Annotated in this window: 16 protein-coding genes; 3 read left to right on the top strand and 13 right to left on the bottom strand. The window is 66.0% G+C overall.

Going from position 1 to position 20,345, the window contains the following annotated elements; genetic code table 11:
* Positions 1–3 precede the first annotated feature (3 nt).
* A complete protein-coding gene (gene hmgA / locus IEW98_RS08535; protein ID WP_188762521.1) occupies positions 4–1,284 on the top strand; it encodes a homogentisate 1,2-dioxygenase in 1,281 nt (426 codons plus the stop codon).
* A gap of 356 nt (positions 1,285–1,640) precedes the next feature.
* Here the strand turns inward: hmgA and gatA are convergent, their stop codons facing one another.
* The 3 genes from gatA to IEW98_RS08520 all read right to left on the bottom strand — a co-directional run bounded on the left by gatA (position 1,641) and on the right by IEW98_RS08520 (position 4,972).
* Positions 1,641–3,107, bottom strand: a complete 1,467-nt coding sequence (gene gatA, locus IEW98_RS08530; RefSeq protein WP_188762520.1) for an Asp-tRNA(Asn)/Glu-tRNA(Gln) amidotransferase subunit GatA — start codon at positions 3,105–3,107, stop codon at positions 1,641–1,643.
* A gap of 64 nt (positions 3,108–3,171) precedes the next feature.
* Entirely contained in the window at positions 3,172–3,459 is a 288-nt protein-coding gene (gatC, locus tag IEW98_RS08525; RefSeq protein ID WP_188762519.1) for an Asp-tRNA(Asn)/Glu-tRNA(Gln) amidotransferase subunit GatC, read from the bottom strand.
* A 79-nt stretch (positions 3,460–3,538) separates the two neighbouring features.
* Positions 3,539–4,972, bottom strand: coding sequence for a hypothetical protein (locus IEW98_RS08520; RefSeq protein WP_188762518.1), 1,434 nt, complete (start codon positions 4,970–4,972; stop codon positions 3,539–3,541).
* 142 nt (positions 4,973–5,114) lie between these two features.
* On the opposite strand from IEW98_RS08520, the gene IEW98_RS08515 reads away from it, so the two are divergent.
* The gene (locus tag IEW98_RS08515; RefSeq protein WP_188762517.1) at positions 5,115–6,215 is read left to right on the top strand and encodes a glycosyltransferase; all 1,101 of its coding nucleotides are present in this window, start codon (positions 5,115–5,117) and stop codon (positions 6,213–6,215) included.
* Between the two features lie 2 nt (positions 6,216–6,217).
* Here IEW98_RS08515 and IEW98_RS08510 read toward each other — a convergent pair whose 3' ends face one another.
* Positions 6,218–7,267 (bottom strand): phytase, encoded by a 1,050-nt coding sequence (locus IEW98_RS08510; RefSeq protein ID WP_188762516.1) that lies wholly within the window; start codon positions 7,265–7,267, stop codon positions 6,218–6,220.
* Positions 7,268–7,368: 101 nt separating this feature from the next.
* Entirely contained in the window at positions 7,369–10,185 is a 2,817-nt protein-coding gene (locus IEW98_RS08505; protein ID WP_243450644.1) for a TonB-dependent receptor, read from the bottom strand.
* Positions 10,186–10,504: 319 nt separating this feature from the next.
* Between IEW98_RS08505 and IEW98_RS08500 the strand changes: the two genes are divergently transcribed.
* Positions 10,505–12,634: a hypothetical protein gene (locus IEW98_RS08500; protein ID WP_188762515.1), complete on the top strand. Its 2,130-nt coding sequence runs from the start codon at positions 10,505–10,507 to the stop codon at positions 12,632–12,634.
* On the opposite strand, the gene IEW98_RS08495 is transcribed toward IEW98_RS08500, so the two are convergent.
* Genes IEW98_RS08495 through IEW98_RS08460 form a run of 8 tightly spaced genes read right to left on the bottom strand, consistent with a single transcriptional unit; the run spans position 12,631 to position 20,343 of the window.
* Positions 12,631–13,149 carry an A24 family peptidase gene (locus tag IEW98_RS08495; RefSeq protein ID WP_188762514.1) on the bottom strand — a complete coding sequence of 173 codons (519 nt, stop codon included), beginning with the start codon at positions 13,147–13,149 and terminating at the stop codon, positions 12,631–12,633. The two genes, IEW98_RS08500 and IEW98_RS08495, sit on opposite strands and share 4 nt — an antisense overlap.
* Before the next feature lies 1 nt (position 13,150).
* On the bottom strand, positions 13,151–14,107 hold the full coding sequence (locus tag IEW98_RS08490; protein ID WP_188762513.1) for a tetratricopeptide repeat protein: 957 nt from the start codon (positions 14,105–14,107) through the stop codon (positions 13,151–13,153).
* Between the two features lie 13 nt (positions 14,108–14,120).
* The gene (locus tag IEW98_RS08485) at positions 14,121–15,377 is read right to left on the bottom strand and encodes a tetratricopeptide repeat protein (RefSeq protein WP_188762512.1); all 1,257 of its coding nucleotides are present in this window, start codon (positions 15,375–15,377) and stop codon (positions 14,121–14,123) included.
* Positions 15,367–16,344, bottom strand: coding sequence for a type II secretion system F family protein (locus IEW98_RS08480; protein ID WP_188762511.1), 978 nt, complete (start codon positions 16,342–16,344; stop codon positions 15,367–15,369). The genes IEW98_RS08485 and IEW98_RS08480 overlap by 11 nt, the downstream gene beginning before the upstream one ends.
* Before the next feature lie 6 nt (positions 16,345–16,350).
* Positions 16,351–17,346 carry a type II secretion system F family protein gene (locus tag IEW98_RS08475; protein ID WP_188762510.1) on the bottom strand — a complete coding sequence of 332 codons (996 nt, stop codon included), beginning with the start codon at positions 17,344–17,346 and terminating at the stop codon, positions 16,351–16,353.
* Positions 17,343–18,773, bottom strand: coding sequence for a TadA family conjugal transfer-associated ATPase (locus IEW98_RS08470; RefSeq protein WP_188762509.1), 1,431 nt, complete (start codon positions 18,771–18,773; stop codon positions 17,343–17,345). Before IEW98_RS08470 ends, IEW98_RS08475 begins: the two co-directional genes overlap by 4 nt.
* Positions 18,770–19,984, bottom strand: a complete 1,215-nt coding sequence (locus IEW98_RS08465) for a CpaE/TadZ family protein (RefSeq protein ID WP_188762508.1) — start codon at positions 19,982–19,984, stop codon at positions 18,770–18,772. The genes IEW98_RS08470 and IEW98_RS08465 overlap by 4 nt, the downstream gene beginning before the upstream one ends.
* 56 nt (positions 19,985–20,040) lie before the next feature.
* Positions 20,041–20,343: a hypothetical protein gene (locus IEW98_RS08460; protein WP_188762507.1), complete on the bottom strand. Its 303-nt coding sequence runs from the start codon at positions 20,341–20,343 to the stop codon at positions 20,041–20,043.
* Positions 20,344–20,345 lie beyond the last annotated feature (2 nt).

Raw genomic sequence — 20,345 nt, 5'->3', positions numbered from 1 at the left:
TCGGTGCTAACCGGATTCGGCAATCATTTCAGTAGCGAGGCCGTTCCCGGCGCGTTGCCGGTGGGGCGCAATTCGCCGCAGCGGCCGGCGTTCGGGCTTTATGCCGAACAGCTGAGCGGGACGGCGTTTACCGCACCGCGGGGCGAGAACCGGCGGTCGTGGCTTTACCGGCTGCGGCCGACCGCCGGGCATCCGCCGTTCGTGCCGCATGACGGCTCGCCGCTGCTGCGCACGGGGCCGTTCGATGCGGCGCGCCTGAGCCCCAATCGCTTGCGCTGGGACCCGTTGCCGGCGGCAGCCGAGGCGACGGATTTTGTTGATGGGCTGGTGACTTATGCCGGTAACGGCGATCCGTTGGCGGGCAGCGGGATGGCGGCGCACGGCTATGCCGCCAATGCCGATATGGTCGACAAGGTCTTTGCTAATGCCGATGGCGAGCTGCTCATCGTGCCACAGGCAGGGCGGCTGGCGATCCGGACCGAGATGGGGCTGCTCGACGTGGCGCCGGGGCAGATTGCCATCATTCCCAGGGGCTTGCGGTTTTCGGTAGCGCTGCCCGATCGGCTGGCTTCGGGTTATGTCTGCGAGAATTACGGGACGCTGTTCCGGCTGCCTGAATTGGGGCCGATCGGGAGCAACGGGCTCGCCAATGGGCGTGATTTCGAGACGCCCGAGGCGGCGTTCGAGGATCGCGATTCGCCGGTGCGGGTGGTCCATAAATTTGCCGGACGGCTGTGGCAGCATGAGCTGCCGCACAGCCCGTTCGACGTGGTCGCGTGGCATGGGAATTTGGTGCCGGTGCGGTACGACCTGGCGCGGTTCAACACGATCGGGAGCATCAGTTTCGACCATCCTGACCCGTCGATCTTCACCGTCCTGACCAGTCCGAGCGACACGCCGGGGACGGCGAATTGCGACTTCGTGATCTTTCCGCCGCGGTGGATGGTTGCCGAGGATACCTTCCGGCCGCCATGGTTTCATCGCAATATCATGAGTGAATTCATGGGGTTGATACGCGGAGCTTATGACGCGAAGGCGGGTGGGTTCGTGCCGGGTGGGGCGTCCCTGCACAATATGATGACGGCGCATGGTCCCGATGCGGCAAGCCATGCCGGGGCGACGGCGGCGACGCTGGCGCCGCACAAGATCGACGGGACGATGGCATTCATGTTCGAGAGCCGGTTGCCGCTGGTGCCGACGGAATGGGGGGTTTCGACGCCGACGTTGCAGGGTGATTACGATGCGGCTTGGGCTGGGTTTGGGACGGCTCGGTTGCCTGGATAGGCGAATGTTTTTTGGTCATGGTGGGTTTTGGGAATTTGGATGTGATTAGAGGGGGTTGAACCGTAGAAGTTCACCTGGACGCGAATTAGGTCCGGTTTGGGGAGTATTGTGGATTTTCCGATCGCGGTTTTTGCAATGATGCCTGACTGAGTTCGTATTGTAACCTGTTTGGTTAATTGTGTCAAGGGTCGGGCGGTGGGCCTTGGTCAGTTCTGGGAAATTGTTGATAGCGGTCGCTGAACGGACAGTGGCCGGTTTTGGTCTTCTGATGGGCTCTGTCTCGGCGGGGGACCACCCCCACCCGGGCCGCGTAAGGACGCGTCTCTCGCCTCCCCCCTTGAGGGGGAGGACAAGAGTTATTGCGGCTTGGCGGTGAAGTTGGCGGCGCGTTCGATTGCCAGGCCGGCGTTGAGGACTGTTGGTTCGTCGAGGGGCTTGCCGATGATATGGAGGCCTAGTGGCAGCCCTTCGGGGGAGAGGCCGGCGGGGACCGACATGGCGGGCAGGCCGGCAAGTGACGAGGGGACGGTGAAGACGTCGTTGAGGTACATCTCCAGCGGATCGGCCTTGGCGCCGAATTCGAAGGCGGCGCTGGGGGCGGTGGGGGTCAGCAGCAGGTCGCAATGGGCCCAGGCGCGGTCGAAATCGCGTGCGATGAGCGCGCGGACCTTCTGCGCCTGGGTGTAATAGGCGTCGTAATAGCCGGCCGAGAGGACATAGGTGCCGATCATGATGCGGCGCTTGACCTCGGGGCCGAAGCCCGCAGCGCGGGTGGCGGCGTACATGTCGGCGAGGTTGGCGCCGGGGGGCGTGACGCGCAGCCCGTAGCGGACGCCGTCATAGCGGGCGAGGTTCGACGAAGCCTCCGCGGGGGCGATGATGTAATAGGCCGGCAGCGCGTATTTCGTGTGCGGGAGCGAGACCTCGACGATTTCGGCGCCGGCGTCCTTCAACCAGGAAAGGCCCTGTTCCCAAAGCTTTGCGATGGTTTCATCCATGCCGTCGAGGCGATATTCGCGGGGCACGCCGACACGCTTGCCGCGCAGGTCGCCGGTGAGCAGCGCGGCGAAATCGGGGACGGGAACATTCAGCGAGGTCGAGTCTTTCGCGTCATAGCCGCACATCGTGGTCAGCAGCAGGGCGCAATCCTCGACGGTGCGCGCCATCGGGCCGGGCTGGTCGAGCGATGAGGCGAAAGCGACAACGCCCCAGCGCGAGCAGCGGCCATAGGTCGGCTTGATGCCGGAAATACCCACGAACGCAGCGGGCTGGCGGATCGAGCCGCCGGTATCGGTGCCAGTGGCGCCGGCGACGAGGCGCGCGGAGACAGCCGAGGCCGAGCCGCCGGACGAGCCGCCAGGAACGAGATCGGCGTTGGAATTGCGGGCTTTCCACGGCGACAGGACGCGGCCATAGGCGCTGGTTTCGTTGGAGGAACCCATGGCGAACTCGTCGAGGTTGAGCTTGCCGAGCATGACGGCGCCGGCGCCGAGCAGCTTGCCGGAGACGGTCGATTCATACTGGGGGATGAAGCCCTCGAGGATTTTCGAGCCGGCGGTGGTCTGGACGCCCTGGGTGCAAAACAGGTCTTTTATGCCCAATGGAATACCCGCCAGCGGGCCGGCGGAGCCATTGGCGAGGGCAATATCGGCGGCGGCGGCCTGATTTTGGGCAATTTCGGGCGTTTCGAGGATGAAAGCGTTGAGATGGCGGGCGGTTTCCATCGCAGTCAAATGCGCGGCGGTGAGTTCCGAAGCGGAGAATTCGCGCGCGGCGAGGCCGGCCTTCATGCCGGCGATGGTAAGATCGGTAAGGGCGCTCATTAAAGGACCTTTGATTCTGGATCCCGGATCAAGTCCGGGATGATCGAATTTCTGCCGGCGGCGCTCATTCGATCACCTTTGGCACGGCGAAAAAGCCGCTGGTTGCGTCGGGGGCGTTGGCGAGGACTTTTGCCTGGATGTCGCCGTCGGTGATGGCATCGGTGCGCCAGGCGAGGTGATTGGGGATGACCGCGGTCATCGGGGCGATGCCGGTGGTGTCGACTTCGCCGAGCTGCTCGATCCAGCCGAGGATGGCGGAAAGTTCGACGGCAAGCGGCGCGACTTCGGCATCGTCGATACCGATGCGAGCAAGGCGGGCGATCTTTCGCACCGTGGCGGCGTCGACGGACATGGGCTTCCTTTGGAACGAGCGGATGTCGCTAGCACGGGGGAGGCGGCCGGCTCAACCGTGGGATGCGCAGCAGTGCAGGTCAGGGCGGCGATGCTGACCCCTGCCTGACATGGACGACCGACCAGCGGTCACTGGCGAGGCGGTGCCAGCCGGGATGGGCGTCGAGGACTGCGACCAGCGGCGTCGTTGGGTTGAGGATGGTCCAGGTGATGCCGCGGCGGGCTGCGATGCGATCGAAAGCGGCGATGTCGCCGTGGATCATGCGGCCATGCTCGAAGGCGAAATCATCGCCGTACATGTCGATGCGGCCGTCCATATAGGGGCGGACGCCGGCGAAGACGAGCGCGCCGCCGAAGCCATAGTCGTTGAGGACGGGCTGGTGCCGCAGGGCAGCGGGCAGGCTGGCGATCATGGCGCTGGGGTTGGAGGCATTGTCCGGTTGCGCTGTGGGAATGGCGAGGCGAACGGCGATGAAGACCAGCAGCAGCGCCGCCAGCGTCGCCGCGATCGTCCTGGCGCGGCGCGGCAGGGCTGTTTCGGTGAGGGGCGGGAACGTCGCGGCCAGTGGCTTGGCGAGTATGAGAGCGCCGACGATGGCGAGGATGGCCTGGTGGCGGACCGCCGAAAAGGCGAGATAGAGTGTCGCGATGACGATGACGAGGCGGAACAGTGGCACGCGGACGCCGCGGTACAGGCAGGTGAAGATCGCGGCGAGGAGGAAAAGCTGGAACCCGGACTCGTTGGCGACGATGGTCGGGCGCCATTCGATGATGGTGGGAATGGCCTTCATGCTGCTGACCTGCAACGGGAACAACAGGCCATCGAGACCATAGGGTGTGACCAGCGTGGCCGCGAGGGCGGCGGCACCGAAACCGAGCCAGCCGAGGAAGACGCGGCGGCGATCGGGGCCGGTGACGAGCGCCTCGAGCCCGAAGGCGCCGGCGAGCACGAGGCCGTAGAGAAAGCTGGCGTGGAGATTTGCCCAGACGAGCATGATGAGGGCGGCGACGAGTGCCGGCGGGCGATCGGCCTCGCGGGCGCGGATGAGTATGATCGTCCAGATCGCCAGCAGCGGCCAGGCAAGGACGTGCGGGCGCGCCAGGATGAACGGGATGAGGGCGATGACGACGAGGATGAGCGTGGCCAAGGTCGGAATGGGGCGTAGCCAGCGACCGATTTCCGCGCCGATGACGAAGATGAGGCCGGCGATTGCCGCGGCGGTGAGGAGCGACAGGCCGGCCCAGCCGCCGGCGGCATGCGCGCCTGCCATCAGGATTTCGGCAAGCCATTCGTGCGCCAGCCAGGGTTTTCCGGCATAGGTATAGGAGAATGGGTCGGTCGCGGGCACGCTGAGATGGGTGACGATCCAGCGGCCGGCGACGATGTGCCAGCCGGTGTCGCCGTCGTTGTAGATCTGCGGTGCCACTGCCAGCAGCATGAAGACGGTGAGGGCCAGGATTGCCGTGGGGAGCAGCGCCGGCTTCGCCGAAACGGCTGTGGGTTCGGTGAGCATGAGACGGGGTTGTGGCTGCAAGCCGGCGTTGCCGCAAGGAGACAATCGCGGGCGAAAATCCGGGGGTTGTCCGGGGGGTGCTTGCAATGCCTGGAATGCCGCCGCAGGAAGACCCACGAGGGCGGGGGAAGCATCGGGAGGAATGGCGGCAGCAATGCTGGGCGCGCCGATGCTTGTCGTTATTGTGCCGACATTCAACGAAGCGGCCAATATTGCCAGGCTTACCGCGTTGCTCGAGGCGGCGCTGGTGGGCGTCGCGTTCGAGGTGATTTTCGTCGACGATGATTCCAGCGATGGGACGATCGACGTGGTGCGCGGCATTGCCGCCCATGACCCGCGGGTGCGCGGTATCCAGCGTATCGGGCGGCGGGGGCTGGCGTCGGCGTGCATCGAAGGGGCGCTGGCTTCGGCGGCGCCGTTTATCGCGGTGATCGATGGCGACTTGCAGCATGACGAGACGCTGTTGCCGGTCATGCTGGCGAAACTGCAGGGCGGCGACCTCGATATCGTCGTCGGCAGCCGTTATGTGTCGGGGGGTGGCACCGGCGACTGGCAGGCGGAGCGGGCGTCGATGAGCCGGTTGGCGACGCGGCTGAGCCGGTCGGTGATGTCGGCGGCGCTGAACGACCCGATGAGCGGGTTTTTCATGATCCGCCGCGATGCGTTCATGGCGGCGGTGCGCAACCTGTCGGCGCTGGGCTTCAAGCTGCTGCTCGACCTGTTCGTGTCGTCGCCGGTGCCGCTGCGCTTTGCCGAATTGCCGTATCAGTTCCGCAGCCGCGAGGCGGGCGAGTCGAAGCTCGATTCGGGAGCGATGTGGGATTTTGCCATATTGCTGCTCGACAAGGCGGTCGGCGGTTGGGTGCCAGTGCGGTTCCTGTCGTTCTCGCTGATCGGCGGACTGGGGGTGTTCCTCCACATGTTCGTGCTGGCGCTGGCGCTGAAGGGGTTCGGCCTGCCGTTCGGATGGTCGCAGGGGATCGCGACGATGACCGCGATGACGGTCAATTTCTGGCTCAACAACAAGCTGACCTATCGCGACCGCCGGTTGAAGGGTTGGGGCATCGCGACCGGGCTGCTGAGTTTTTATGCGGCGTGCAGCGTCGGCGTTGCTGCCAATGTCGGCGTTGCCGGCTTTATCGCCGCGCACCAGTATCGCTGGTGGGTGGCGGGCGTGGCGGGCGTGCTGATTTCCGCGGTCTGGAATTATGCGGCGACGTCGCTGATTACCTGGCGGCGATAGCCTTAAAGGAGATTCAGCGCCTTCTTGATGTCGGCCCAGCTGGCGAGTTTGAAATTCTGGGCGTTGGGGGCGTTCTGGCCGTCTTGGGCGACCATGATGCCGGCGGGGTATTTTGCGCCGAAATCGCCGGTCGCGATCTCGATCCCGTCGGTTTCCTCGGTGGCGCCGAATGTGCCGGCGGCTATGCGGAAGCGGCCGGCGTAGCTGTCGTCGGAGAGTTTGTAGACGGCGTAGGCGTTGTCGCCCTGGCTCGAGACGACGAGATAGCCGTCGTTGTTCGGGCCTTCGGCGGCGATGGCCAGACCTTCTGCATCCGCGACGATTTGCTTGCCGTCGGCGGCGGCGATCCGGATGGGGGCGGTGATGCCATCCGGGCGGGCTTCGAAGCGCCACAGGCCGGCGTCTTCCTCGGCGACGTAGAGCCGGCTGGTGCGGGCATCGACGACGCAGCCTTCGGATTGCGAGGGCAGCTTCATGGTGCGGACGATCTTGCCGGTGGGGGCAGCGGCGCTGAGGTCAAGGGCGACCTGGTTGATGGTGCCGTCCTTGAGGACAACAAAGGCGTAGAGATCGGTGCCCGTCGGGGTGACCTGCTGGTAGAGGCAGATGCCATAGGCCTCGCCGGCGCCGGCGGGGACGCGGCCGAGCGGGGTCAGCTTGGCCGTGGCGGTGTCGAGGCTGAAGAGCGCGATATGGGCGTTGGCGTTGTCGGCGCGATCGCTGGCGGCGACGATGACGCGGCCGTTGTAAGTGGCGAGGTCGACGTTGTTGACGCGGCCGGCGTTGTTGAAATCGCGGATTTTGCCGTCGAGCCCGTAGACGTAGAGGCCGGCTTTCTTGTCGGTGCCGATGATGAGGCTGGCGGCGGGGTCGGCGGGGTTGCGCCAGATGGCGGGGTCGTCGGCGGCGTCGGCATTTTTGGTGGCGACGGCGATGGTTTCGGCTGAGGCGGTTACGGTGGCGGTGGCGAGGGTGGAGGGCGCGGGGGCGGGTTCTTCGCTGGCGGCGCAGGCGGTGAGGAGGAGGAGGGCGAGGAGGGGGAGGCGGGTCATGGGGAGTTCCTGTGGCACTGCATGAGATAGGACCCCCTCACCCGGGCCGCGGCAAGGGCCGCGTCTCTCGACCTCTCCCGCGAGGGGAGAGGTGACGAGGCTTAGTAGGTCAGGCGGATGCCGGCCTGGACGCGGGGGCCGAAGGTTTCGTGCTCGATCGTGCGCTGGCTGATGCCGGCGTAGCGGCGGCCGGGGCCGTTGAGGAGGTTCGAGGCGTCGACATAGACCTCGAAATTGCTGGTGATGGCGTAGCGGGCCGAGATGTCGAGCTCGTCGTCGGCGGCCCAGAAGATGTCGCCGCCGGTATCGGCCGGGGTGCCGATTTCGGACAGCCAGTCGGTGCGCTTTTGATAGCTGAGGCGCGCCGAGAAGCCGTATTTCTCGTAATATGGCCCGACGTTATAGGTCCATTCCGAGGTGCCGGGGAACTGGATCTTGCGGCCGTCGGGGGTGGTGGCTTCGGACTGGGTGTAGGTGGCGTTGGCCTGGATGCCGAAGCCGCCGATCCAGCTGTCACTGTCGAGGAACGAGTCGAGCTGGAACTGCACCGCGCCTTCGACGCCGGCGATATAGCCGTCGCCACCGTTGACCGTCGTGGTGAAATCATATTGCACGCGGTTGGGGAAAGCGGCGGTGTTAAGGATGTCGAGGCCGAAGACCGTGGTGTCCTGGAACAGCACGTCGGTCACGTCCTTGTAGAAGACCCCGAGCGAGACGAAGCCGCGCGGCAGGACGTACCATTCCCAGTAGAGATCGACGCCCTTGGCGCGTTCGGGCAGTGCCAGCGGGTTACCGCCGGAGATTGATTCGTCGGCGTCGTTGACGGTCAAATTGGGGCGGCTGACGGTATAGTCGGGGCGGGCGGCGCCGGTGTTGAACGACAGCCGCACCTTCATGTCCTCGCGGGCGTTCCAGTTGATATGGGCGCTGGGGAACACCAGCGTCTTGGAATTTTCGATCGTCACCAGCTGCTGGGCGCTGCCGATGATGGCGAAGGCGGTGCCGGTGTTGGTGATGTTTTCGACGCGGGCGCCATAGACGATGTTGCCCCAGTCGAAGCGTGTCGTGCCCATCGCAAATCCCGACCAGATTTTCTCGCGGACATTGTAGAAATTCTGGTTCTGCGGGACGAAGGTGCCGAGCGAGCCGGCGACGCGGACGATGGCCTGGGCCTTCGCATCCGAGAAATGCGTCATCATATAGCCTGGCGCGATCTTGCCCTTGAACGGGTCGGTGCCGAGGATGCCGGACAGGTTGAGCGGGATACCCTGCGCCGTCAGTGCCGTGTTGAGGCTGCTGCCCTGGGCGGTCAGCAGCCTTTCATTGGCTTCCTTGGTGCGCTGGTCGAATTGGCCGCCGAAGCGGAGGACCGTGTCGCCGAACAGGCTGGTGTTCCACTGCGCCTCGACCTTGGCGGTATAGGCGTCGGTGACATCGAGGGCGTCGAGCGCGGTCGCCGAGGTGATGCCGTTGGGAAAGCTCTGGTAATCCGAAAGGCCGGCGCCGCGCGAGAGGACGCCGGTCGGCGAGCGCAGGGTGCGGAACAGGCTGATGTGCGAATTGTTCTTGTCGGTTAAATCATACTGGACGGTGGGCCGGTCGACGGCCCCGACGCCGTTGCTGCCGAAGCCCGGGCTTTGATAGGTGTGGAGGTACGGCAGGCTGCGGTCGTCCTGCGACCGGGTATAATTGCCGCGCCATTTGACCGTCCAGTCGCCGAGGACATGGTCGCCGCCGACGGTGTTGGTGAACACCGACTGGCGGTATTTGGTGGCGCGGAACCGCGCGTCGAAATCGACGCCGTAGATGGTGCCGGTGAGCGGCGTATTGCCGGTACAGACATCGGCGTAACCGGTGGTGAAAGGTGCGGGCGCGTCGGCGCCGGCGGGGCATGGCGCGGTGCTGTTGGGGACGCGGGACTGCTGGTCGTCGGCGTCGACGCGGTAATTGTCGCGCAGCTCGTCGTCGGCGAAGATGGTGTAGATCGAGCTGATGAAGACCTTGTTGTCGCTGTCGGGGCGCCATTCGAGACGGCCGGTGGCGGAATAGTTCTTGCGGGTCAGGCGGTAGTATTTGTTCTCGATCTCGCGGGCCCAGACGCGCGGGGTTTCCTCGCCGGCGACGGCGGGTCGCAGGTCGCGGCTGACGGTTTCCCAGTCGATCTCGAAATTGTCGGTGACCATGTTGCGGCGATAATAGCTGCCCGAGAGCAGCACACCGATTTCGCCGATGCCGGTGTTCCAGCGGTTCGAGACGACCAGCGAGCCTTCGACTTCGGTGCCGCCGCCGAGTTCGACATAGCCGGCGCCGAGCTTGGTGGCGATGTGGAAGCCCTTGTAATCGAAGGGCGAGCGAGTGACGATGTTGACGTTGCCGGCGATGGTTTCGCCGTTGAGATCGGGGGTGACGGCCTTTTGGACGATGACCTGGCTGGCGATGGCCGACGGGATCGAATCGAAACGGGCGTCGCGGCCCTCGGGCGAGACGACGAAGATGCCGTCGAACGACAATGTGGTCCAGTTGAGCGGCGCGCCGCGGAGGTTGACGTAGCGGGCCTGGCCCTGGTCGCGTTGAACGCTGACGCCGGGCAGACGGCTGATTGCCTGGGCGATATTCTGGTCGGGCAGGCGACCGATGGAATCGGCGGCGAGGACGCTGACCAGCGAATCCGAATTGCGTTGAATGATGAGCGCGGCGGCTTCGGATTCGGCGATCGGGCGCGAGCCGGTGACGATGATCTCGTTTTCGGCGGATTCGGCGGCTGAGTCGGCGGCGGCCTCGGCGGTTGCAGCGGCGGTGATGATCCGGGCGGCGGCGGCGGTGCTGGCGATCGCGGCCATGCAGATGCCGGCGAGCAGCGACGCCCGCGCGATCGAACGAAAGGCAGCCGGCGCGGAGCGGTTATCGAAATCGATCATGGTGGAAACGTTGCCCTTTGGCCGCGATGAACCGCGCCGTTGCAGCCGGAGCTAGGGGCGGTTTGTGACCGGAAGACTGCGCGGTCGTGACGGTTCGGTGAAAGATGACAGGCGCGTAACAAGTGTTGCCATATGGCCACAGGTTGGAGTGATCTGGAGGCGTGCTGCGCTGCACTATCGGGCGAGCGGCGGATGGCGCAGCGGGACGATGACTGACGAAACGAATGTCGGCACCATCAAGGCCAAATCGGCTGTTCAGTTGCAGTGCAATCCGGCCTAGAAGGGCATCCTGCATCCGGGGGGCGGCGCGTTGGAGTCATTGGCATTATCGGTTCGATTCGAACGACGCTGGCCGCTGCTGGCGTTGCTCGGAGTGGCGGCGGCGTGGCTGGCGGCAGCGATCTTCGATTTTACGGTGCGAGTGCCGCAGCCTGGCACGGCCGATTTCGTGCGGCTGGTGCTGGCGGTGTTGCCGCCGTTTGGGCTTGGATTGCTGGTGGCGGGGCTGTTGCCGGCCGCCGGACGCGGGCTGGAACTGGCCGGGGTCGAGACGCGGCTGGCCGATGCGGTCTGGCAGTTATCGGCGCTCGAGACGCAATTGCGCGAAGTCGATACGATCCTGGCGCATAGCGCGGGCAGCGTCGCGCGATTGACGACGAGCGCCGGCGGGGCGTTGCCGGGGCTGGCCGAACTGGGGCGGAGTGCCGAGGCGCTGGAGGCCTCGACGCAGCGGGTGACGCAGGCGGGGGCAGTGACGCAGGCGATCGCCGATGATTTTTCGGCGCGGTTGCCGGCGCTGGCGGACACGATCGGCACGGTCGACGCGGTGCTGCGCAGCGTCGGCAGCGACAGCGCGATGCAGATGCGGGCCGTCGAGACGATGCTGGCGGCAGTGCAGGCGCGCAACCAGGACGCCGCGATCCAGGCCGATACGGCGATTGCCAACATGGCGGCGCTGCTGGCGCGGATCGACGAGGCGTCGACGCGCAATACGGCGGCGCTGTCGAAGCGCGCCTATGCGCTCGATGCGGCAGTCGACGGGGTACTGGAACGGACGACGGCAGCGGTCGATGGCATCCGCGAGCGGGTGACCGACCAGCTGACGGCGATGCAGGGCGCGGTGAACGGCGCCGGCAGTTATCTCGCGATACTCGGCGACGATGGCGCGCGGCTGTTCAACCAGCGGCTCGAGCTGTTGTTGCGGACATCGGAAAGCCTGCAGGCGCGGTACGAGGCGCACGAGGCGGGCAGCGCGCGGCTGCAGGAGACGCTGGCAGCGCATGTCGGCGATGTCGAGGCGCGGCTGGCGGCGCTGGGGACGGCGGGAAGCGCGACCCTGGGCGACCTGGGCACGCAGTTGGCGGCCGTGCAGGATGGCGTCACCGGATTGGCGGCGCCGCTGGCGGCTTCGGCGGCGGCGGTGGATGGACTCGAGACGCAGGCGGGGACGCTGGCATTGGTGGTCGCCGGGGTGCAGGCCGAGCTGGCCGGGCGGTTGGCGGCGACAAGTACGGCGATGGCGGATCTTCAGGGTGACGCTGCCGGCATGTTGGCGGCGGTCGGCGCGCTCGGCGAGTCGGTGAGCGAGGGATCGGCGCTGGTCGACGGCGCGGCGGCAAAACTGCAGGCCGAGCGCGCCGAAGTCGAGCGGCTGGCGGATGCGCTGGCGGGGCATTTCGAGGCGGCGCAAACGGTGCTGGCGGGCATCGAGGCGAGCAGCGCCGCGGCGGCACGGGAGGTCGCGGCCGGACTCGGCGCCGAAGTCGAGCGAATCTCGCGTGCCGGCGAAGCGGCGGCGGCGGAGCTGCGGCAGCGTCTGGCAATTGTGATCGCGGAGGCGGTGGGGTCGCTCGAGACAGCGACGAGCGCGCAGGCCGAGGCGGCATTCGGCGCACCGGTGCGGTCGCAGATTGCCGCGATCGAGACGGCGACGGCGCGGGCGGCGGGCGCCAGCCAGGCCGCGGCGGCGCGGATGGCGGGGCATATGCTGTCGCTGGTCGAGACGGTATCGATGGTCGAGACGCGGGTCGGCGAAATCGATATGCAATTCACCATCAAGGATCGGGAATCGCTCGCGACGCGGTCGGCGCGCGTGATGGATGCGCTCAACAGCTCGGTGGTGGACCTGGCGGAGCTGCTGTCGATACGGGTCAGCGATGCCGATTGGGGCACTTACCTGGGCGGCGACCGGACGGTGTTCGCGCGGGCGGTGGCGCCGCAGCTCGACCGCGAAAGGGCACGGCAGATCGGCCGGTTGTTCCGGCAAGACGACGCGTTTCGTACCGAATCGGCGCATTACTGCACGATGTTCGAGGGGCTGGTGCAGCGGCTGATCGACAGCCGGGATGGCGAGACGATGGCGGCGGCAATGCTGTCGTCGGACCTTGGCAAAATCTATGTGGCGCTGGCGGATGCGAGCGAACGCTTGCCGCCGCAGCGAGCCAACTAGGCGATGGGCCAGGCTTTGGCTGCCCACCAGAAGGTGCCGGCAGCGATGGCGATGGCATAAGGCAGCGGCGCGTCGGACTGGAAGACGCGGGGCATGCCGGCCCGGCGGCTGGCAAAGGCGCGGCTGGCGAGGGCGGGGCTGGCGAGGACCCGGCGCGCGACGATGAGAGCAAGGGCAAGGATGCCGCCGGCGAGCGCGGTGGCGACGAATTGCGCGAGCAGGCCCTCAAGGCCGGTCCAGGCGGCGATGCCGGTCATCAGCTTGATATCGCCGCCGCCCATCCAGCCGCGGCTGAAGACGAACAGCCCCAAGGCGAAGAAGCCGAGCGGTGCCGCAATGTGCGACCACCAGACAAAGCCGGGGGTGGCAAGACCGTAGACGATTGCGGTGGCGACGAGGGCGATCGACAGGCCATCGGGGATTTCGAAGCGGCGGATGTCGGCGATGGCGGCGGCAAGGACACAGCCGAGCGCGATGACGGCGGCGGTGATGGTGATGACTTCGGCGGGAGTCATCTCAGCGAGCAACCTGCATGCGGCGGTTGCTTTCACCGGACTCGGCGGCTGGCAATACGCCCGTTCTGGGGGCGGTTTGCGACTTCAGATATTCCAGATTGGCCCAGGCGGTGCGGTCGAAGCGGCTGTTGAGCGCCAGGGCGCGATTGAAATAGGTTTCGGCGGTCGCATAATCCTGGCGGGCCATGGCGGCGAAACCGACGGTGTTCAGATCGGCTGCCAGGCCGCCCCGGGTCGAGCCGAGGAAGGCGTCGCGGTAGCGGCCCTGCATGGCGCGCGCGAAGCGGAGATTGGTGGCAGCGGTCTTGAGCGCCGGATCGAGGGCGACGGCACGGGCCAGGTCGACCTCGGCATCGGCGAAACGCTCGCGCAGCATCAGCGAATAACCGCGGTTGGTGAGGATGGTTGCCGAGCCCGGATCGAGAGCGACGGCGCGGGCGTAGGCGGCGTCGGCGGCGGGCCAGTCGCGCCCGCGATCGGCGGCGACACCGCGCGCGGTCCAGGCGCGGGCCAGATCGGGATCGAGGGCGAGGGCGGCATCGAGGGCGGTGATGGCGGCGGGCAGGTCGAACTGGCGCAGCCGGACGAGGCCGAGACCCTGTCCCGCCGCGGCGGCAACACCGGGCAGGGACAGCAAGTCGCCGAAGGCAATGGCAGCGGCGGCGAGGTCGCCGGTGGCGAGAAACAGCTCGGCGGTGCGGAGTTGCAATTGCGGGCTGTCGCCATCGATGCGGCTGCGCGCGATGAGCGTGCCGGCGGCGTCGAAGCGTCCTTCGCGGATCGCATTGTCGACGAGCGCGAGGATGGCGGGAGGGGCGGTGGTTGCTGTGGCTGGCGCGGCCATTTGCCCGGCAGGCGGCGCTTGCGCGGTGAGCGGCGCGGCCAGGAATGTGATGAGAAGCGCAGCGCGGCAGAAGCGCAGGGCGCCGCGGGAAGCGGCCCCGGGGCGCGGTGTCATGCGGGGCAAAATATCATGCCGATCGGACGCGCGCGACGAGGGCATGGAGGCGGGCGAGAGCGGCGTCTTTCTGTGCGGAGTCGTCCGTGATGACAGCGCTGCGCATACGGGCAGCGAAGGCGTTGAGAAAGTTATCGTCGCTGTCAAAGGCGCCTACCACGTTGACCGGGTCTTGCCCGGAAACGGTCCCGGCAGTGATGGCCGCCTTGGCGATGCGGCGCGAGGACAGCAGCCAGGCGGGGATGTCGACGGTGTCGGCAGCGGCGAGTGCTTCGGCATGACCGCCTACCTGCGCCGAGGCAGCGCGTTCACGCGTTTTTGCCGGGATGCGCGCGGCGGGTGCCAGACCGGCTTCGGCCCGGGCGAGGAGACTGGCGCGAGGCGCCACGACGACGCGGCCGGCCGCCGGTTGGGCTGCAGCGCTTTCAAGCGACAGGCTGGCGAGGACCGGGGCTGCGGGGGCTGCGAGCGCCGCGAGATCCTGGGCGCCGGCAGCGGCGTCGGCACGGTCTTCGGCGGCTTGGTGGTCGGCCAGCGCGCGGTCGTCGCGAGCCGTCCAGGGCTTGGCGACGATAACGAGGGCGGCGTCATCGCCGAGGCTGGCAACGAGGCGACGATCGGGGGCCGGGCCGCCGATGACCAGCCGCTGTTCGCCGTTGGCGGCGGTTTCGATGCGGGCGCTGCGAGTCCCGGGTGTGCCGGGGTCGGTTGCGGCACCGATGTCGGCGAGGGCTTCGAGATGGCTCGCGCGGGCGGCGCTGTCACGCATCCGGGCGGCGACGAGCGCAAGAACGCGGCGGCTGGCGGCGGCGATGGCAGGGTCGGGCGAATTGGTGCCCGACTGGAGGACCGGGATTGCGGCCTGATATTGTCCCTGCAGATACAGCGAATAGCCGAGGTTGTTGAGGACCAGCGGCGCGTTCGGTTCGATCGCCAGCGCAGTGTCGTAGTAGGTGCGGCTGAGATCATAGCGGCCAAGACGATCATAGCAGACGCCGAGGGCATTGAGCACGTCGATCGATTGCGGGGTATCGACAAGCGCCTGTCGGAAGGCGGCCATGGCGCTGGTAACGTCGCCGACGCTGAGCAGGCCGCGCCCCGTTTGGTAAGCGTCGCCCGTCGGCACTGGCGTGTTCAGCGCGTTGGTGCGGACATTCTCGGGAACCGCGGGGCGCGCCTGGAGCGACGCTGCCTCGATGAGCGCGATACCGACGGCGGCGCCCTTCAATGCGGCGCTGGCGACAGTCGAGCGAACATTGTTACTTGCCACTGCGAGTCTCCGCTGCGCCGGATCGTGAGACGTTTTTCATGTTGATAAGGGGCGGGATGAGCATCACCATCAGGATGCACGGGAGCAGGAAGCCGACAAGCGGCACCGAGAGCAGCACCGGGATACGATGGGCCTTTTCCTCGGCGCGCATCTTGCGGGCCTCGCGCATTTCGGCTGCATAGATCTTCAGCGCCGTGCCGATGCTGGCGCCGAGCTTGTCGGACTGGATGATCAGCGTCGTGAAGGCGCGGATTTCGGGGATGGCGGTGCGGCGGGCCAGCGTGCGCAGCGCCATTTCGCGTGAGCGGCCGGCGCGCAACTCGAGCGACACGGTGGCGAACAGGCGGGCCAGCAGCGGGTGCGACTGGACGATCTCGGTGCCGACCCGGCTGAACGCTGCATCGATGCCAAGCCCGGCTTCGACGCAGACCAGCATCAAGTCGAGCGTATCGGGGAAGCCGTTGAGAATTTCGGCGCGGCGGCGATCGGCGCGCGAATTGACGATTAGGTTTGGCAGATAGAGCCCGAGCACGGCCGATCCGCCGACGACGGCGTAGAGCTTGGCCGGGGTCGGCCACCAGCTCAGGATCGTCATCACGATCAACGCCAGAAGCGGCAGGATGATCGTGAGGGACGTGCGCGCCAGGACGAAAGCGCGCGCCGCCCATGGCTGGTCATAGCCGGCGAGCATGAGTTTTTCGGTGAGGACGTCGCCCTGGGTATCGGTGAGGGACAGGCCGCGGCGTTCGACTTCATGGATCAGCCGCGCCCAGAGCGATCCGGTCTGGTCGGTGCGCAGGCCGGGCTCGCCGGTGTTGCCGCCCTTGACCTTGACCGGTGCCGACGTCGACAGCCGGGTGCCGAGGTCCATGCGGCGACTGAATATCGGCGCGATCGCCATGACCGCGAGCGCCACCGCTGCGAAGACGATCACCATGACGACCATGTTGAGGGCGGAATCGGTCATGGTGCCCTAGACCTTGATCGCGATGATCTTGCGCATGATCAGGATGCCTGTGCCGTAAAGCGTCATCGTGCCGACCACGAGCGGCAGAAACCAAGGGTCGTCGACGACGCTGAGGTAGAAGCTGGGGGTCAGCACGAAGTTGCCGACGAACGCCAGCAGCGGCAGCACGCTGAGCATGGTGCCGGTCATCTTGCCTTCGCTGGCCAGCGCACGAACCTTCAGGACCATGCCTGCGCGATCGCGGATGACCTTGGACAGACCCTCGAGGATTTCGGCGAGACTGCCGCCGGTTTCCGACTGGATGGCGACCGAGACGACGAACATCTGGATGTCCTGCGTCTGTACACGCTGTGCCAGATTGGCGAGGGCGTCACGCAGATTATAGCCATAATTCATCTCGGCAACGACGAGCCCGAATTCCGATGCAATCGGGTCGTGGGCCTCGTTGACCAGGAGTTCGAGCGCGCTGCTGACCGGATAACCGGCGCGCAGGCCACGAACGAAGACGTCGAGGGCGATTGGAAATTGGGCTTCGAACAGCTTGATCCGCTTGGTGGCACGGGCATTGATGAACATCATGGGAAAAACGATGCCGATGATGCCGGCAAAGGCGACGATGAGCATATAGCCGGTGAAGCTGCGGATTTGCCCGGTGATGCCGCCCATGATCGGGAACATGACGCCGACGACGATGGTTACCGTCATCATCAGCGTCAGCACGCGGCCGGCCTTGATGCGCATGCCGGCCTGGGTCAGCCGGGTCTCGAGGAAGGCAATGGCCGCGGGCAACACTGACTTGGATGCGTTCGACGTTTCGCGGCGGAGTGACGCCATGATCTCGGCATTCGTGGCACCCGAAGCGATCAATTGCATGCGCTTGCTGACTCGCGCCTGCGGGCCGCGCACGTCGCGCCAGTAGATGAAGGCGCCCTCGATCATCAGCACGGTCGCCAGGAAGACGATGCACAGGAAGATCAGCTGGGGATCGAAATAGGCGCTCATCCGCCGGTGTTCTTCCGATACGGATCGAACAGGCTGGCAGGGAGATGGATGCCGCGCGCGTTGAGGATTTCCATGAATTTCGGTCGCACGCCCATGGCGCGCATTTCGCCGAGGACCTTGCCGTTCTCGTCGACACCTTCGCGGACGAACTTGAAGATTTCCTGCATCAGGACGACCTCGCCCTCCATGCCGGTCACTTCGGCGACCGAGGTCAGCCGGCGGCTACCATCGCTGAGCCGTTCGAGCTGGAGCACGACATGGATGGCCGAGGCGATCTGGGCGCGCGCCGACTTGGGCGAGATGTCGATGCCCGACATGCCGATCATCTGCTCGACGCGGCTAAGCGCATCGCGCGGCGTATTGGCGTGGACGGTCGTCATCGAGCCGTCATGGCCAGTGTTCATTGCCTGGAGCATGTCGAAGGCTTCGCCCGAACGGATTTCGCCAAGGATGATGCGATCCGGGCGCATACGCAGGGCATTCTTGACGAGATCGCGCTGGTTGACTTCGCCGCGGCCCTCGACGTTGGCCGGGCGGGTTTCGAGGCGGACGACATGCGCTTGCTGCAGCTGAAGCTCGGCCGAATCCTCGATGGTGACGACGCGTTCATGCTCCTCGATCGATGCCGACATGGCGTTGAGCATCGTCGTCTTGCCCGATCCGGTACCGCCGGCGATGAGCACGTTGCGGCGGCTGGCGACGATGCCGCGCAGGACCTGCGCGGTTTCGGCGGGCATCGAGCCGTAGCCGACCAGCTTGTCGAGATCGATCGGAGTCTTGGAGAATTTCCGGATCGAGATGCACGGGCCGTCGAGCGCCAGCGGCGGGATGATGGCGTTGACGCGGCTGCCGTCCGGAAGCCGGGCATCGACCATGGGAGAGCTTTCATCGACACGGCGGCCGACGTTGCTGACGATCTTGCCGATGATGCGCAGCAGATGGGCATCGTTGGCGAAGCGCGTGCCGACCTGCTCGATACGGCCGTTGCGCTCGATGAAGACCATGCTCGCCGAATTGACCATGATATCGGAGATCGTCGGATCCTTGAGCAGCGGCTCGAGTGGCCCCAAGCCAAGAAGCTCGTCGAGAATGTCTTCGACCAGCTGCCGACGCTCGGTCAGGTTGAGCGCGTGGTTAATCTCCTTGAGCATCTCCGAGACGATGTCGCCGATGTCGCGGCCGACCTGCTCGCGGGTCATGGTTTCCAAGGCCGACAAATTGATGCGCTCGATCAGCTTTTGGTGCATCGCGACCTTGAGGTCGGTGTATTGATTAAGCTTCTTGGTGTCGGGCAACGCCGACGCTGCAACCTTCACGGGCGCCGGTTCGGCAGCCGGCGCCGGCGTTTGTGTCGATGTCGGCGCTGGTGTCGATGTCGGCTGGGGCAGCGTCGCGGTGCCACCGGACTTGCGGGTTGGCCAGATCATTGCGGAGCCGCCACTTCGGCGTTCATCGAGACGTTGAGATTGGCGACCATGGCGCGGACATCCTTTTCGATGCGCGACTTCATCTTGATCGAGCCGAGCGTCCGGCCTTCGTCGATCGCCGCGCTGACCGTTGGATAATCATTGGCGATGGGGAAATTGACCTTGCGGCGCAAGACGGTTTCCGTTTCCGTGAGGTCGGCGCGGCCGAACATCGGATTGACGACACGGTTGAGGACGATGCGGACGCGCTCGCCGAGGCCATTGGCATCGAGCACCTCGAGCTGCCGCCGCGCCTGGTGGACGCCGGGAACCGAGAGCCCGGTGATAAGACAGATCGCATCCGATTTCTGCAGCGCGCTGAGCGACCAGCCGATCCAGGCCCCCGGCAGGTCGACAAGAACGATATCGAAGCATTGGACCGCCAGATCGAGCAGCCGGTCGACGAATTCGGGGTTAACGGCATCGAGCGGCATGACATCGGGCGGGCTGGCGATGACGGTGAGGCCGGAGGCGTGCTTTTCGCCGATCGAGCGAAGGAACTCCTCGTCGAGACGGTCGTCGGCATCAATTAGCTCGGCGAGACTGAGTTGCGGCTTGAGGTTGAGATAGAGCGCCGCGTTGCCGAACTGCAGGTCGAGATCGATCAGGCAGACGCTCTGTTTTTCGGACCAGATCATGCCGGCCTGGCACGCGATGGCGGTGGTGCCGACGCCGCCGAGGGCGCCGAGGAAGGAGACGACGCGGCCGCTGCGGCCACGCACTTGCGGGCGACTGACGACGATGTGGTGGCGGGCGGTTTCGATAACCTGGTGGAGTTCGTCGAGCGAAAACGGAATGGCGAGGACGTCGACCGCGGCTGAGCGCAGCACGCGGCGGGTCATCGGCACCGACAGGTCGCGAACCGCGGCGACGACCGGCAGGCGGTCCTTGTGCTCGCGGACGAAGCGTTCGAATTCCTCGAAATCGCGAGGATTTTCAGGGTCGATCTGGGCGACGAGGACATCAGTCGAACGGACCAGCGGGCCGTTGGCGGCGAAGGTAGCTAGGGTGCCGGTATGAACGCGGACGTCGATATCGGTCAGGCCGAGCCGACTGGAATCGAGCAGTGCCGCCGTCGCTGAATCGAGGACGATGGTGGCGCGCAGGATGTTGCCCGAGGCCTGTGTCGGGCCCGCCGTTTCCGCCGCTGATATTACCGTCCGCCCGAGCAATGTCTTTGTCCCCTTTGGCCGTCCTGTATTGACGGCGTGCGGCCGATTGGATTGCGTTATTTGCCCTGCGGCTGGAGCGTCTGCACTTCCTGACCGCCGCCCTGGCCGCCGACCTCGGCCTTGCCATCGACCTTCATCAAGGTTTTGACGTTGCCCGAAAGATACCGGCGATGTGCATCGACGCTGCGCTGGCCGTTGCCCCCGGCCATCGACACCCCGGCATATTGCGGGTTCATGTCGACAGCCTGGATCGCGATATTATTGCTGACCGTGATGCCAAACTGCGGATCGGTCCCTGCCATGACCGGGGCGGGCAAAGCCGACGCCAGCACGAGCAGCAGAAGGTTCGAATTGTTCATGA

Source organism: Sandarakinorhabdus glacialis, assembly GCF_014643455.1.
In the GTDB taxonomy this organism is placed as follows: domain Bacteria; phylum Pseudomonadota; class Alphaproteobacteria; order Sphingomonadales; family Sphingomonadaceae; genus Sandarakinorhabdus; species Sandarakinorhabdus glacialis.
Note: the sequence above shows the minus strand (reverse complement) of the source record. Positions and strands in the feature narration are given on the sequence as shown.

Excerpts from the sequence above, each read along its gene's own strand:
- IEW98_RS08490 (WP_188762513.1), bottom strand. The coding sequence starts at position 14,107 with ATGACACCGCGCCCCGGGGCCGCTTCCCGCGGCGCCCTGCGCTTCTGC.
- IEW98_RS08495 (WP_188762514.1), bottom strand. The coding sequence starts at position 13,149 with ATGACTCCCGCCGAAGTCATCACCATCACCGCCGCCGTCATCGCGCTC.
- IEW98_RS08520 (WP_188762518.1), bottom strand. The coding sequence starts at position 4,972 with ATGCTCACCGAACCCACAGCCGTTTCGGCGAAGCCGGCGCTGCTCCCC.
- IEW98_RS08475 (WP_188762510.1), bottom strand. The coding sequence starts at position 17,346 with ATGAGCGCCTATTTCGATCCCCAGCTGATCTTCCTGTGCATCGTCTTC.
- IEW98_RS08460 (WP_188762507.1), bottom strand. The coding sequence starts at position 20,343 with ATGAACAATTCGAACCTTCTGCTGCTCGTGCTGGCGTCGGCTTTGCCC.
- gatA (WP_188762520.1), bottom strand. The coding sequence starts at position 3,107 with ATGAGCGCCCTTACCGATCTTACCATCGCCGGCATGAAGGCCGGCCTC.
- IEW98_RS08480 (WP_188762511.1), bottom strand. The coding sequence starts at position 16,344 with ATGACCGATTCCGCCCTCAACATGGTCGTCATGGTGATCGTCTTCGCA.
- IEW98_RS08510 (WP_188762516.1), bottom strand. The coding sequence starts at position 7,267 with ATGACCCGCCTCCCCCTCCTCGCCCTCCTCCTCCTCACCGCCTGCGCC.
- gatC (WP_188762519.1), bottom strand. The coding sequence starts at position 3,459 with ATGTCCGTCGACGCCGCCACGGTGCGAAAGATCGCCCGCCTTGCTCGC.
- IEW98_RS08470 (WP_188762509.1), bottom strand. The coding sequence starts at position 18,773 with ATGATCTGGCCAACCCGCAAGTCCGGTGGCACCGCGACGCTGCCCCAG.
- IEW98_RS08515 (WP_188762517.1), top strand. The coding sequence starts at position 5,115 with ATGGCGGCAGCAATGCTGGGCGCGCCGATGCTTGTCGTTATTGTGCCG.
- IEW98_RS08505 (WP_243450644.1), bottom strand. The coding sequence starts at position 10,185 with ATGATCGATTTCGATAACCGCTCCGCGCCGGCTGCCTTTCGTTCGATC.